Origin of the sequence: Gordonibacter sp. An230, from assembly GCF_002159915.1 — a bacterium.
GTDB lineage: Bacteria > Actinomycetota > Coriobacteriia > Coriobacteriales > Eggerthellaceae > Rubneribacter.
The window spans coordinates 1-14,454 of the sequence record NZ_NFJP01000049.1; the positions used below are offsets into that span (position 1 = coordinate 1).

10 protein-coding genes are annotated in these 14,454 nt (G+C 63.0%); 2 read left to right on the top strand and 8 right to left on the bottom strand.

From position 1 onward, the window contains the following. Window positions 1-733 precede the first annotated feature (733 nt). Window positions 734-1,906, bottom strand: coding sequence for an iron-containing alcohol dehydrogenase (locus B5F40_RS15310; protein ID WP_087195138.1), 1,173 nt, complete (start codon window positions 1,904-1,906; stop codon window positions 734-736). A gap of 136 nt (window positions 1,907-2,042) precedes the next feature. Here B5F40_RS15310 and B5F40_RS15315 point away from each other — a divergent pair, with 136 nt between their 5' ends. After that, window positions 2,043-2,912, top strand: coding sequence for a hypothetical protein (locus tag B5F40_RS15315; RefSeq protein ID WP_087195139.1), 870 nt, complete (start codon window positions 2,043-2,045; stop codon window positions 2,910-2,912). Here B5F40_RS15315 and B5F40_RS15320 read toward each other — a convergent pair. The 7 genes from B5F40_RS15320 to B5F40_RS15350 all read right to left on the bottom strand — a co-directional run bounded on the left by B5F40_RS15320 (window position 2,909) and on the right by B5F40_RS15350 (window position 11,365). After that, complete coding sequence (locus B5F40_RS15320) at window positions 2,909-3,703, bottom strand: ZIP family metal transporter (RefSeq protein WP_087195140.1); 795 nt, start codon at window positions 3,701-3,703, stop codon at window positions 2,909-2,911. The two genes, B5F40_RS15315 and B5F40_RS15320, sit on opposite strands and share 4 nt — an antisense overlap. 647 nt (window positions 3,704-4,350) lie before the next feature. Beyond that, complete coding sequence (locus B5F40_RS15325; protein ID WP_087195141.1) at window positions 4,351-4,872, bottom strand: ferritin; 522 nt, start codon at window positions 4,870-4,872, stop codon at window positions 4,351-4,353. Window positions 4,873-6,096: 1,224 nt separating this feature from the next. Then, window positions 6,097-6,990: an NrfD/PsrC family molybdoenzyme membrane anchor subunit gene (nrfD, locus tag B5F40_RS15330; protein WP_087195142.1), complete on the bottom strand. Its 894-nt coding sequence runs from the start codon at window positions 6,988-6,990 to the stop codon at window positions 6,097-6,099. A 6-nt stretch (window positions 6,991-6,996) separates the two neighbouring features. Then, on the bottom strand, window positions 6,997-7,539 hold the full coding sequence (locus tag B5F40_RS15335; protein ID WP_087195143.1) for a 4Fe-4S dicluster domain-containing protein: 543 nt from the start codon (window positions 7,537-7,539) through the stop codon (window positions 6,997-6,999). Further along, entirely contained in the window at window positions 7,539-9,743 is a 2,205-nt protein-coding gene (locus B5F40_RS15340) for a molybdopterin-containing oxidoreductase family protein (RefSeq protein ID WP_087195144.1), read from the bottom strand. Before B5F40_RS15340 ends, B5F40_RS15335 begins: the two co-directional genes overlap by 1 nt. 14 nt (window positions 9,744-9,757) lie before the next feature. Next, window positions 9,758-10,537, bottom strand: coding sequence for a molecular chaperone TorD family protein (locus B5F40_RS15345; RefSeq protein ID WP_239443093.1), 780 nt, complete (start codon window positions 10,535-10,537; stop codon window positions 9,758-9,760). Window positions 10,538-10,618: 81 nt separating this feature from the next. Further along, window positions 10,619-11,365 carry a ferredoxin-like protein gene (locus tag B5F40_RS15350; protein WP_087195145.1) on the bottom strand — a complete coding sequence of 249 codons (747 nt, stop codon included), beginning with the start codon at window positions 11,363-11,365 and terminating at the stop codon, window positions 10,619-10,621. Between the two features lie 462 nt (window positions 11,366-11,827). Between B5F40_RS15350 and B5F40_RS15360 the strand changes: the two genes are divergently transcribed. After that, window positions 11,828-13,972 carry an aldehyde ferredoxin oxidoreductase gene (locus B5F40_RS15360; protein WP_087195147.1) on the top strand — a complete coding sequence of 715 codons (2,145 nt, stop codon included), beginning with the start codon at window positions 11,828-11,830 and terminating at the stop codon, window positions 13,970-13,972. Window positions 13,973-14,454 lie beyond the last annotated feature (482 nt).

The following is a 14,454-nucleotide window of genomic DNA, read 5'->3' on the forward strand; positions in this document are numbered from 1 at the left end:
GAGGGAGGGAGGGATTCCGCCGTTAAAGCGCCGTTGACACGAACCTGAACTCGCCGAGCCTTGAGCCGAGCCCCCCCCCCGACCAGGCGTTTCAGGCTCTCGACGGGCGGGATCTCAGGAGCGCTAGCAAAACCGCGCACGACGAGTCGACCTGGCTGATATCAATGGCGGTTTAGCAGCGGACGATGGGTTCGAAGCGCAGAAAGCGCCAGATTGCTGCCGATTCCGGGGAGGCTGCTATAGGGGCACGAGAACCCGATGGGCATGACATCACGCCATTTTCCGCCCTGCCCTTCATTTAAGGGCACGCGAAGATGAACTGGAGCCACGACCGCTTCGACCCAGACAACGGCGATCCTTGAGCTCGCCTCCAGCCTGCCGAATAGCTCTATGGCGCGCACCGAGGGCTCCCGCCCGCAAGGACGAGGGATCGCAACCAAGCTGCCAAGCCACCGAGATGATGCGAGGGCAGCGAAGAGCAGGCGCCCCTCGCCGCTCGTCTACCACACGCGTTCGGCCAATCAGACAAAGCGATCCCGCTTCGCAGACAGTTCGCAAATAATCTTCGCAACCGATCCGTCCGCAATGCGAACGGTGGAGAAGCCTCGCCGCCGTCACACGTCGCGCGCTGCCTGACAGGCACAAAGCGAAACCGAACGCCTTCGAGCGGATACCACGAAAGCAGCTGATCGACCGCGCGCGTAACCAACCGTCCGCCTCGCGCGCCTTGCCTTTACAAAGCCAGCCGGTAGATCTCCCGGGCATCGTCCATCGAGAGCTTCTTGAAGCTGCCGAAGGGCTCGCCTTTGTTCGCCTTGAGGGTGGGGATCATCTTCTCGATGTCGCCCTCGCCCACGCCCAGCTCGGCAAGCGTCGTGGGCATGCCGAGCGACGCGAAGAACGCGCGCGTCTCGTCGATGGCCGAAAGCGCATCGGCATCCACATCGCCGGTGGGTGCAAGGCCGAACACCTCGCGGCCGTAGAAGGCAAAGCGCTCCAGGTTCTCGCCGCGCACATGTTCCATCCACGCGGGGAACATTACGGCCAGCCCTGCGCCATGAGTGATCTCGGGATAGAGCGCCGACAGCTCGTGCTCCAAGCCGTGCGTGGCCCAATCCTCGTGGCGGCCAACGCCAGCAAGACCCTGATGGCACAGCATGCCTGCCCACATGACGTTCGCGCGGGCGTCGTAGTTGTCCGGTTCGGACAGCACGCGCGGAGCCTCCGCGCGCACGGTCCTCATCAGCGAAAGGTTCAGATTATCGGTCACCGGCACAGCGCCCACATCGTCGAAGAAGCGCTCGAGCAGATGGCAGAACATATCGGTGAGACCGGCAGCCGTCTGATAGGGCGGCAACGTGAACGTGAGTTCGGGGTTCATGAACGCGAGCTTCGGACGCTGCGCATTGTTCGGATAGCCCGATTTCATCTGCAGCTCGTCGTTGCTCACTACGGTGTTCTTCGACGCCTCACTGCCGGCGGCGGGGATAGTGAGCACCACGGCAATGGGCAGCACGTCATCGGTTTGGCGCTTCGTCTCGAAGAAATCCCACACGTCGCCATCGTAGTGCGCGCCTACGGCGATGGCCTTCGCCGAATCGATGACCGAGCCGCCGCCCACGGCCAGCACCCAATCCACCTGATGTTCCTTGCACAAAGCCACGCCTTCGCGCACCAGCGTGATCTCGGGATTGGGACGCACGCCGCCCAACTCCACGCACGCGATGCCCGCCGCATCGAGCGTCGCCTTCACGCGATCGATAAGCCCGCTTTTCACTGCGCTTTGCCCACCGAAATGCAACAGCACTTTAGTCGCTCCGCGCTCGGCCAGCTTCGCACCCACCTGCTCCTCCGCATCCTTGCCGAACACAAAATGCGTCGGCGATACGAATTCGAAATTCTCCATAGTACCGACCTTCTTTCAATCCGGTAACAGCACCTTTCAGCCCGGTAACGGCGTAAGGGTATGCTCAGCATGATACCGTACAATGGCCTTGCTTCAACCTGTTGCCAACTTGACCCCCTCTTGAAAGGAAGCCGCCATGCAAGACTCGAACGCACGCACCATTCGCGGCATCAGTATCGCCGTCATCATTTTGTCGGCACTCGCCCTCATCGCGTTCGTCTTGGGGGCCATCGCCATCGGGGCATTCGGAGCCTTCGCATCCAACTCCAGCTTGTACGTCAGCGGCATCGCCATCGATGGATACAACCACGGTTACTACGACTCTCTCAGCGCCGAGGAGGCCGCCGGCCTGATAGGCGGCTCGATGTTCCTAGTGGCCTGCTTGCTCGTGTGGGGAGCGCTCTGCTCGGCCGTTTCGCTCGTCGCAGGGATCCTCGGCATCCGCGTACCCAGCAATCCCAAAAAGACCAGCAGCGTATTCGGCTGGTCCATCGCGGGCGCCGTCGCGTCTGTGCTCTCCGGACGCCTTATCTCCGCAGTGCTCCTCGTGATCGCAGCGGTGTACGCCAACAAGCTGCGCAATCCCGAAGCTGTCGGCTACCAGCCCCAACAGCCGTATACACAGCAGCCATGGAGCCAGCAACAGGGCTACTACCAGCAGCCATGGGGTCAGCAACAGGGCTACGGACACTATGTGCCAACCTATCCGCAGCCGACGAACGCGACGAGCGCAAACGCGGCGGTCCAGACCATGCCCATGCCAACCAACACGGAGGCAGGCGCGACGTCAACCGAATCCCTCGCAAACCCGCAGGAGCCGTCAGCGAACGCATCGACCGCCCCTGATGCGCGCACCGCTTCCGAAGCTCCTGCCGCCCCTCAAGCGCCCACGGCTCCTGCGACTTCCACCATCTCCGAAACGCCCATCGCCCGCGAGATGACCGAGCCGCCCTCGGAGACCGAGGACTCCACAGCGCCTGAATCCGACACGACGCAGAACCGCTAGCCCAGCGCCACGTCCAAGATCATCATCACCAGAAAACCCACCATCACCCCGACGGTACCGATATTGGAGTGCTCCCCGAGGTGCGCCTCGGGGATGAGCTCTTCCACCACCACGTACATCATCGCACCGGCCGAGAAAGCCAGCATCCAAGGCATGTAAGGCGAGATAAGGCCCGCGAACAGCACCACGAGAATGCCGAACACCGGCTCGGCCAGCCCCGACAGCGCCCCCATGGCAAACGCGCGCGGGGCGCTCATGCCCTCTTGCAAAAGGGGCAGCGCCACAGCTGCCCCCTCAGGAACGTTCTGGATGCCGATGCCCAACGCCAGCGCCACGGCCATGCCGAACAGAGCCGGATCACCGCCGTTGTTAGCCGACATCGCGAACAGCAGCCCCACGCTCATGCCCTCGGGAATGTTGTGGAGCGTGACGGCAGTGAACAGAAGCGTCGGCCGATCCCATTTGCTGGGCAGGCCCTCTGGCTTGTCTTCGCCTGGATGCAGGTGCGGCAGCAGTTGATGCAGCACCATGAGGAACGCCACCCCCAAGGCGAAACCGCCCGCAGCGGGAATCCAACCCGTCTGCCCCGCTTCCTCAGCCTGTTCGATGGCGGGTATGAGCAGCGACCACACCGACGCGGCAACCATGACGCCGGCAGCGAACCCGAGGAACGCCTGCTGGAACAGCTTCCCATTGCGATTGCGAAACAGAAACACCGAAGCCGCCCCGAGCGTCGTCATCAAGAACGTGAAACCCGTGCCTCCGGCGACCCATGCCAGCGCGGTCGTCATGCGTCCTCCTATCAATCGCCTTCCATGCAACGAGGTCGGGGACTTTGATAGCCCCCGACCTCGTCGAAAGGAACACCGACAGTATCGTTTGGCCTCTTTCGGCTGCCCACTAGCCCCGCTTACGCAGGTTCCGCAATAATACCGCACGAGACTGTTACTTGGCGAAGATAGTCTTATTCGTTCGTATTGCGCTTTCAACTGTCGGACACCGGGCATTGTATCGCCTTTTCGCGGGCCTGCGAACCCCTTCGCTTGTTTTTGTGCAGGTGAACAAGCAAATTGTTGCCTCTCGGCAACGCACTTGATGCCCGAGCGACACGCGAATGCCCCGTATCGGAGCGCATGGCGGAGAGGCTAGCGACGCGCAAGGTCATGCGTCGTCAACGCACCGTAGGCCGCGAATCGCACGGCAGAACGGCGGCTTGCGCGCCCCTTCGGATGCCTCCCGCACGCCGAGCCCTGCATTCCCATTCGGACGCTCCCTCTGTTCGCGCCGAACGCCAGTCCCACGCGGAACACGACGCGCCGCCGCCTTGGCCCCCTTCCACGAGCCCTCGCCACGCCGCAACACGAAATCCGGACACACGGAAAAGCGCCCGCATTCCGAAAAACGCGAGCGCTTCCAAGCCGGAGTATAAATGCGCGGATTACTCTTCGGACGCAGCAAGCGGGCTCGGCACGGAATAGACACGAGCCGCGTTCTCCTGATCAAGATCGTACAGAGCCTTCGCGTCAGAGCCGAACAGCTTCATGCGCGTGATCATCTTGTCGGCGTTGTCCTCTTCTTCCTGCTGCTCTTCGATAAACCAGTCGAGGAACTTGCAGGTGCGGTAGTCCTTCGCCTCGACAGCGGCGGCGTAGATGTCATTGATAAGACCCGTAACGTACTTCTCGTGTTCGAGGGCAGCCTCAAGCGGCGCGAGGAAATCCGAAAACTCCTCGTCGGGCTGCTCGATGGCGAACAGCTTCACCTTCTGGCCGTTCTCGTGCAGGTAGTTGCGGAAGATCATGGCATGGTCGCGCTCTTCCCGGGCCTGGATCTCGTACCAATTGGCAAATCCTTCCAGACCCTCCTCCTCGTAGTAATCGGCGAAGGAAAGGTACAGATAGGCCGAGTAGAGCTCCTTGTTGATCTGGTCGTTCAGCAGTTCATACACGCGTGCGTCCATGACATCCTCCTTGATTGGTTGGTCGGATCGTTCGCCAGCGGGCGTTGCACTCAACGTCCCTGTTCAACATGTGTTTATGATACCGCCGATCAGCCTCGTCGCCGCAAACCGTCCACCGAATCCACAGAGTGCGCAAGGAGCTTCGAGCGACGTCGGCCAACCGCCCCCCCTCTATGCCGACACTCGCCATCGGCTCTCGCCACGTGCGAAAGGGCAAAGCGAGGCCCAGACATGGACGCTATGGAGCCTTCAGGATATGCCCAGATATCCCAGACCGATTTTGCGCAGAAAACCTGCTCGCTCACGTCAAAAAATTTCGTTTGGTGAACGGTTTCTCGGAACTTGAAGCGCAAAGAAGAAAACGCACCTGGGGAAACGTCGGTTAATCGTGATCTTGAAGCGGCCACGTTGCTTCAAGAACAGAAAACCGTTCACCAAACGAAAAAATCTGCGCGGAAAAGGTCTTGCCTCTGTTAAGCCACTGCTGGCATAAGCCGGATCGCCCCCCTCCAAGCAAGACCCGCCAGTATTTCGGAAGGCCACGCCCGTTGGACAGGGAGAGTCTTTCGAAGCGCCCGGTCAGAGGAAGCTCGACTCGACATTATGCAAGCATAAGTCCTAGTTCTCGTTTAACGCAGAGAGGTCTTGACCTCTGTTAACCAGAATTGATACAAGCATACGTTCGCCCAATATCGAGCCGAACCACTTGCGACCGGGCGCTGCGAAGGACCCCGCAGGACAAGAGGCTCCGCGCAGCGCCGAAGGGACCGATGCAGTAGGCTGCGGGCGACGCGATCACAGACGCGAGAATGTCAGCTGCGCAGCGCCGAAGAGACCGCATACATCATACCGATCTGGCTTATGTCAATGGCGATTCAGCAGGGGCGGCCTCCGTTGTCCAGCGCCGAAAAGCCCCCTTGCAAGTCAACCGGCAACGCCAGAGGCGAAGAAGGCGTAGAGGCCCTTCGCAGAACCCCGCCCGTCGGCAGGATCCCGCCCCGCCGACCTCCCGTACTCCGCCGGCAGGATCTCGCCCCACCAGCGTCCCGTCCCACCAGCGCCCCCGCACAAAAAAGCCCCTGCTCTCGCAGGGGCTCCACACGCGTCTGTCGCATCGCGCGCGGCTTTCAGTCCGCGCCGTCAGCGTCACCCGATGCAACTCGCAACCTGCGGCGTGCGGCACGCAGCCGACCGCACGCCGCAGGTCATCTATGACGGCGTTTTCTACAGCAGAGGCGTCACTATCGTCACCGGCAGCGCGGCGACCACCACCAGGTAGCGCAACAGAAAGCCGCCGACGAGCACGCCCACGTCCGATCCGAAGCTGATCCAATGCGCCTTGCGGCTCTCCTCGAACTCCCTCGGGCTGAAGAACAGAAGCCACGTCTCCAAAACGGTGGGCAGCACCAGGCCGATCAGCACAAGCCCGACCCAGAACCACGGCGCAAACTCGCCCGCCACCAAAGACACCACCGAGTTCCACCCCGCAGCGGAATTGCTCGACGTGACGAACAGAAGCGAAGCCACCAGCACCAACTCGATGATGGGCAGGCAGAAGTGGAATTTCTTGAGCACGCCCACGCGATTGAACTCGTCAGCGTGCTTCACGATGCTGACGAGCAGCACCGACGCCATGCCGGCAGACATCGCCGACACGAGGAACAGGATGGGCAGAAGCGCGTTGTTCCACAAAGGGAACGTCTTGCACACGCCCAAAAGGGCGCCCGTGTACATGGCCACGCACAGCGCGAACACCACGCCCACGATGTCAAGCCACACCGGCACGGGCCGCTTCAGGAAATCGAGCAGCACCACCACGAGCGCCACCACCGTGAAACCGGCCAAGAACACCACGCCCCAGGTCATCACGGAGCCGAAGTTCGTCAGCAGCAACGCGAAGCGCAGCGGGTTGTGCAAGCCGCCCTCGGCGTCGAACATGAGCAGCACGAGGCCCACGATGACGACGATAGGCGCGATCAGATGCCCGATCTTGCGCATCTTGACGGCCTCGGGATGCTTCCAGCCGAGGAACGCCGAGGTCACGAACGCGCCGCCGCCCAGACCGGCGAGGAACAGGTACCACGCAATGATGGCGCCCCAGATAGGTTCAAACGTCATCGTTCATCACCTCACGTAGAAGATTTTCGCTTTTGTCAGATCGCCGGCGATGGGCTGCGCGTTCGTGGCGGCGATCTCCTGGGCGATGTCGCTTTCGGGATCGTCCAAATCGCCGAACAGGCGCGCGCCCGTCAGGCACGCCTCCACGCACGAGCACATCTTCGTGCCCGACGTCTCGGCCGACACGGTGCAGAAACGGCACTTGTCCACCGTGCCCGTTTCCTCGTTGAACACGCGCACCTGGTAGGGGCAGGCGGCCATGCAGTACTTGCAGCCGATGCAGCGCCCATGGTCAACCTGCACGATGCCGTCCGCACCGATGTAAGCCGCGCCGGTCGGGCACACCGCGGCACACGGCGCGTCCTCGCAGTGCATGCACTGCAGCGGCACGGTCTCCACGCGCACAGTGGGATACGTGCCCGTTTCCTTCTCCTCGTAACGGATGAAGTCCTCGGTGGGCAAAAGGTCGTTCTGGCGCTGACAGGCCACGCGGCACGCGTAGCAGCCGATGCATTTCTTCGTGTTGATGAGCATTCCATAACGGGCCATTACGCACCTGCCTTCTTGACCGTGACGATCGCTTCCTGCGTGCACGCGCCCCCGTAGCCCGGCTCTATGCTGAACGGCACGAAGTCCATCTGGCGCAAACCGATGTTGTACGCGGTGTGCTGGTCAGGCGAGGTGCAGCCGTAGTGGCTGGGAACGTACAGGGCTTCGGGGTTGATGCGCTGCGTCACCTTCACGCGGACGCGGCCCGTGTGCTCCTCGTTGGACACCTCCACCTCGTCGCCGTCGGCTATGCCCAGCTGGGCCGCCCTGTCGGCGTTCATCCACACGCGCTCGAGGTTGTACTTCTTGGTGATCTCCATCAGCGGTTCTATGTTGGCCGTCTGCGTGTGGGTGTGGATGGCCTGCTTGCCGCCGATCACGCGGAACTGGTTGCCACCCGCCGGCTTGGTGCGAGGCTCCACCCATACCGGCACGGGAGAAAGCCCTGCTTTCTCGCACGCTTCACTTGAGAACTGCACCTTGCCCGTAGGCGTCTTCCACTTCACCGCCGCGCCGTAGCTGTATTCCTTCTCGGGGAAGCGCGCCGTGCCGCCCGCCTGCCTGAGCCCTTCGAGGGACAAGCCCACCGTGCGCAGCTGCGCGTCGGCCAGCTCGTCCACCGTGAACTGGAAGTACTCGCCCACGCCGCACGCCTCGGCCAGCTCGGAGAATATCTCGTCCACCGGCTTGGTGTTGGGGTGCACCTTCTCGATCACGCGGTCGCGCAGCGTCACCGCCGGCACCTTGCCGCCCACGAACTCGGGCAGCTCCAAGCGCTCGAGGTAGCTCGTGTCGGGCAGCACGTAATCGGCGAGCATGCACGTCTCGCTCATCTGCACGTCGATGGCCACCATCAGATCGAGGTTGGAGAAGCTTTCGGCCAGGTAATCGGGGTTGGCGTAGCCCGCCGCCATATTCGAGTTGTAGAAGAACAGGCCCTTGACCGCGCCTTCGCGTGCCTTGTCGGCCAGGATGACGTTCACACCCATGCTGCTCAAGGCAAGCGGATACTCCTCAGAGCCGAGGATCTTCCCCTCGGGCTTCGGCACCGCCGGGAACTTCTCGGCATCCACCTCGCCGGCAGACACGCTGGGAAGGAACAGCGCGCCGCCCTTTTGGTTCCAGCAGCCCAGAAGCGTGTTGAACAGGCAGATGGCGCGCGCCGTCTCGCCGGAGTTCGCGTACGAGCAGCCGAACGCGCCGCGCCAGCTGGGCTCGATGGACGCCGCCGGAGCGCATTCCGCGAACCGAACGGCCAAGCGCTCGATGGTGGACGCGGGAATGCCCGTGATGCCTTCGGCCCACTGCGGGGTGTGGTCGGCTATGGCCGCCGCCCACTCGTCGAAGCCGATGCCGTTTTCGGCCACGAAGTCCTTGTCGTACAGGCCGTTCTTGATGAGCACGTTGGACATAGCCAGCACGAGCGCCAGGTCGGTGCCGGGGTTGATGGGCACCCACTCGTCGGCAAGCGTGATGGTGTTGTTGCAGCGCGGGTCCACCAGCACGATGTAGGCGCCGTTCTCGCGAGCGCGCTGCAGGTCGTGCACCGAGCTGGGGCGGATGGCGTCGGCATAGCTGCGCCCGATGAACATGGTCATCTTGCTGTTCGCAACGTCGCTTGCGTAATCGCCCGCGCCGATGGCCTGCGTGAACCCGCTGTTCTTCGACAAGTTGCACGCAGCGCCGTGCGTGTACACGTTCGCGCTGCCCAGCGCCTGCATGAAGCGCTTCGTGTAGTAGCTGCCGGAGGGCCGCGGATCCTGCACCATGGCAAGCGCCTCGGGGCCGTTGGAGGAGATGATGGCCTTCACCTTCTCGGCGATCTCGCTGTAGGCCTGATCCCAGCTGATGGCCTCGAACTCTCCCTTGTCGTTTTTCTTGAGCGGGTCGGTCAGGCGGTCTTCGGAATAGGCGATGGACGCATAGCCGTACCCGCGGGCGCACAGGGTGCCCTCGCAATACGGGTGATCGACGTCGCCGATCATCTTGGTCAGCCTGCCGTCCTCCACATATCCCGTGAAGCCGCACTTGGACGAGCAGGAGTTGCACAGCGAATGCGCCGTGGTCACTTCCCTTCTCCATCCTCCGGCGGCATGCGCCTGCTCCCAAGCGCCGAAGCCCATGTAGCCAGCCGTCGCCGCGAGCCCAACTGCTCCGGCGCTGCCAGCCAGGAAGCTGCGCCTGGTGATAGCGTGTTCTGACATAGCGTGTTCCTCTCTTATATGCATGCGTGAGAACGATTCGTGTTCGGCAGCGGAACAACCTCGGCTCCGGCATTGGCTTCATGGCCCGTACGGCTTTCGCAGCCAGCACGCGCCCCTGCCGCCTCGGCCTCGGACGCCAGTTGCGTCCGGATGCCTAAAAGCACGTCGACCAGGCCGATGTAGAAGCCCGCGCTCGGACCCAACTTCAAAAGTCGCATCCGATAGGCGGTCAGCCAAGCAAGCCGTTCCGCCAAAAACTGACGGGCGGCATCGCGCGCGCCGGACCGCAGCAGCACGGCTGCCAGATCGAGCTCGAGCGCCAGATGGTCCGGACAAGCCGCAAACTGCGACGGCACGCCCATGCCCATGCGCTCGACGAGGTCCTTCATGTACCGCGCCGAATCCCCCTGATACATGCCCGCACAACGCGAAAACGGCGACGGCAGCGTGCCGTGCGACCACGTCGCGTACAACGACTCCACGGGAAGCGCCGAATCCGTCAGCCCTCCGGTGAAGTGGCGGGCCTCAAACGCCCGCTTCTCGTCATACGTTGGCGGCGCGAACAGCGCCCTCACCTCGCCTGCGGAAAGGAATTCCTGCAAGGGGCAGCGCTTGCGCGCACGGCTGATGGGGCTCGTCGGCTCGCCGAACACATCGTCGTCCTGCAGCGCCCGGCGCGCGGCGTCCAGAAAGCCGGACCACACCGGCTGCGCCGTCAGCTGCTTCCATTCGTCGCGCTCGACCGAGGCGAAGCATACGGACATCGCCGCAAGCATCTCGTCGCTCTCCATCATCGCCTTGCCTCCTTTCCCGGGATCGTCCTTCCGCCCGTGCGCCCGCCTCTGGGACGAGCGGACATGCTCGTCAAATGCACCTTACACCTGCACGAGGGTTGTCGTCCTCACGACGCCTTGGTCGATGACCTTCTGGGCGATATCCTGCCAATCGATGAACTTGATGGCGCCGTTCGGGCACTGCTCGGCGCAACGGCCGCACGAGATGCACTTCGTGGACACGCGCGACTGGCTGTCGATGCGCGGCATGTTCCACGGGCATGCCTGCGCGCACATCCCGCAGCCGATGCAGCGGTCGGTGTCCACCATGCGGGCGCCGTTGTCCTCGCTCGCGTAGATGGCATGCACCGGGCAGTAGTTCATGCATGCGGCGTCGGCGCACTGCTTGCAGTGCTCCACCGTGAACTGGCAGTTGGCATACGAACCGTCGCCCGAGCCGGGGTTCGTGCCGAAATTGTAGTTGTCCCACACGCGCACGCGCGCGATATGCTGGCACACCCGACCGTCGTTCTTCAGCGTGCACATCATCTCGCAGCGCTGGCAGCCCGAGCAACGGGCGCGGTCGGTGACGATCATCTTCGTGGGCGTGGTGCGGATCTCGATGCGCCCCGAAGCGATGGATGCGGACGTGACGCCCCACGAGGCCAGCACGCCGCCGGCAACGAGGCCGGCCACGCCGCAGCCAGCCATGGCCAGCACCGTGCGGCGCGTGAAGGTCTTGCGCGTGGTCGTCTCTTCGGATACGGGGGCCGCGTCGTTCGTCGCGGACTCGGCTTCCCGGGCTTTGCGCTCTTCGGGGGTGTTCTGGTTCAGGTGAGAATCTGACATAGCCTGGTGCTCCCTCCCTCACATCGGTTCGGTGAGTCTCGTCTTGAAAACGCCATCTGCGCTTCGCACCTCGCGCCCGCAGCTTGCGCCTCGGCTTGCCCCGCCCATCGCAGGACGCGCCCCGCAAGCACAAGCGCGGATGCCTTCGCTCGCCCGCCCGCTCATGCGGATTCCGTACGCGGATTGCGCGCAGCTCGCGTTCGCGCATGCGCCCGACTCGTCTGCCATCCCCTTCACACAACGCTCTGCAGTATGGGGCCGAGCAGCCTTTCTCCCTCCCCTCTTTGGGGGTCATTTCGCCTTTGACCGGGAATTTTGATAAATTACCCTCAAAGAGGGTACGACGGGGTAGCGCATCCGGCGATACTTTCAAGCGACGAATGTCGTCAGCGCTCGTTGCGTCCGCTGGTTCCCCACACAACAAGGAACTCTTGCATCCGCACAGACTGGGAGAAAAGCAACATGGCTGACGAAACATCGTATGGATGGGCCGGTAAGATCCTTCGCGTGAATCTGAGCACGGGCTCGATCACGACGCAGCCAACCGACCCTTACAAAGAGTACATCGGCGGCATGGGCTTGGCCAACAAGATCATGTACGACGAGGTGCCCGCCGGCACCGACCCCCTCTCGCCCGAGAACAAGATCGTTTTCGCCGTGGGTCCGTTGACGGCCTCCGGCGTTCCCTTGGCCGGCCGCACCACCATCTGCTCGCTTTCGACGTTCTCGAAAGACCACCTTATCGTGGACGCGCATTGCGGCGGCATGCTGGGAGCGAAGATCAAGCTGGCTGGATGGGACGCCATCGTTCTGGAGGGCGCCGCCGACCATCCGGTTTACCTCAATGTGAAGAACGACCAGGTCGCCATCAAGGACGCGAGCGACGTGTGGGGCCTCGGCACACGCGCTGCCACCGAAGCGCTGTGCCGCAAGGAAAGCGTCAAGGCGTGCGTGGCCGCCATCGGCCCGGCGGGCGAGAACCTACTGCCTTACGCGGTGATCATCAACTCGCGCAACCATTCGGCTGGCGCCGGCGTGGGCGCGGTCATGGGCTCCAAGATGGTGAAGGCCATCGTCGTCGAGGGCGACGGCTCCGTGAACGTCAAGGATCCGCAGACCGTGGCCGATCTGTCCGATTACATGCTGCGGGAGATCATCGGCTCGAACAACAACCACGTGGTGCCCTCCACCCAGCAGGAGTGGGCGGAGTACTACGACGCCGGATCCCGCTGGACGGCGCGCAAGGGCCTGTACTGGGCAGCCGCCGAGGGCGACCCCATCGAGACGGGCGAGCCGAAGCCGGGCGAGATCAACACCGTGGGCTACCGCTGCATGAAGTCCACGAAAGACCTGGGTGCCGCAGCCGAGAAATACACGGTCAAGATGAACGGCTGCCATGGATGCCCCATTCACTGTTACTCCGACCTGCGCGTGGAGGGGGCGAAGGAAACGACGGGCTACGAGACGACGGGCAACACCTGCGCCGCGAACTTCCCCGTGAGCTCCTACATGGAGGGCTTCCTTAAAATGGGCCTCAAGGACGAGGGCAAGGGCGACCTATCGGTGCTATGGGACACCACGACGTCGAACATGATGGACAATCTTGGCATCTGGTGCAACTACGCTCAACTGTATCGCGATATCGCCTATTGCCACACTTCCGGCGTGTTCAAGCGCGTGCTGCCCGAGGAAGAGTACAACTCCATCCACTGGGAGAAGTTCAACGCCGACGTGGCCGACCCCACCGTCATGGTGGAGATCCTCGAGAAGATCTCGCGCAACGACTCCGAGCTCTCCTACATCGCCCACGGTCCGTACGTGTGGTGCGAACGTTGGGGCGAGCAGGCCTGGTTCGACAATGCGAAGTCTACGCTCATCAACTATCGCGGTTGGCCCGTGCACCACGCCATCGAGTGCTTCGGCCAGGTGGGCGCCGTCTACAACATGATGTTCAACCGCGACGACATGATCCACTCGGCAGTGAACTTCCAGGGGTGCGGTCTGCCCATCGAGCTGAAGAAGGAGATCGCCGCCGAGGTGTGGGGCGGCGAGGACGCGTGCGATCCCGACAAGAACTACACGCCCATGAACGACCACAAGGCGAACTTCGCGTGGTGGTCCATCGTCACCGACGTGCTGCACGACTCGCTCACGCTGTGCAACTGGGTGTGGCCGATGACGATGAGCCCCACGAAGGCCCGCAACTACCGCGGCGACCTCGACCTCGAGGCCAAGTTCTTCAAGGCCGTCACCGGCGAAGAGGTGACCACCGACGACCTGTACAAGGCCGGCGCCAAGATCATGACGCTGCAGCGCGCGAACACGGTGCGCGGCATGACCGACGAGAACGGCAACATCGGCTGCAACGACCTGCGCAACGTCCACGACGTGATCACCGCCTGGGCCTTCGACAAAGATCCCGACAAGGAGCCGTTCACCGAAGGCACCGACAAGATGGACCGCGATGACTTCCAAACGGCGCTCGGCATGGTGTACACGAAGTTCGGCTGGGACGAAAAGCTGGGATGCCCCACGGCCGCCTGCCTTGACGAGTACGGCATGGCCGACGTGAAGGAGGAGCTCGACGGCCTGGGCCTGCTGCCCTAACGAACCATCCTTCGTGCCGCAGACCGCGCCCTCCCCCATCCGCACGGTCTGCTGGCCTTTCCTGCGGCCCCCGGCGACAACGCCGGGGGCCTTCTTACGCACGGGTGCCAACGCGAGAGCGCGAGAGATGCGGGAAGCATGTTCAAGAGACGTCGCGCGACACGACGTGATGATCGCCGGGATGGAACGCGACTAATGCAGAATGCGAGCGAAAACGTAGATCGTGCGGGGGCACCAAGCGAAAGCGCGCAGAATTCGCCGGACCACTACCGCTTGCATTCGCCTGCCAGCAGAACCGCTCCGAGCGGCCATGCTCGCCCCAGGCGGTGAGATGCCGCCCGCCACGCCACAAGAGGGCTAAAATCCGGTAGCAATCTGTCGAATTTTGCATCAGGAAAGCTTGCCATGCTCTTTGATCGCATCGCACTCAGAGGTGGGGGGGGGGGGGGGGCGGGGGCCCCCGCCCCGGGCGCCCCCCCCGG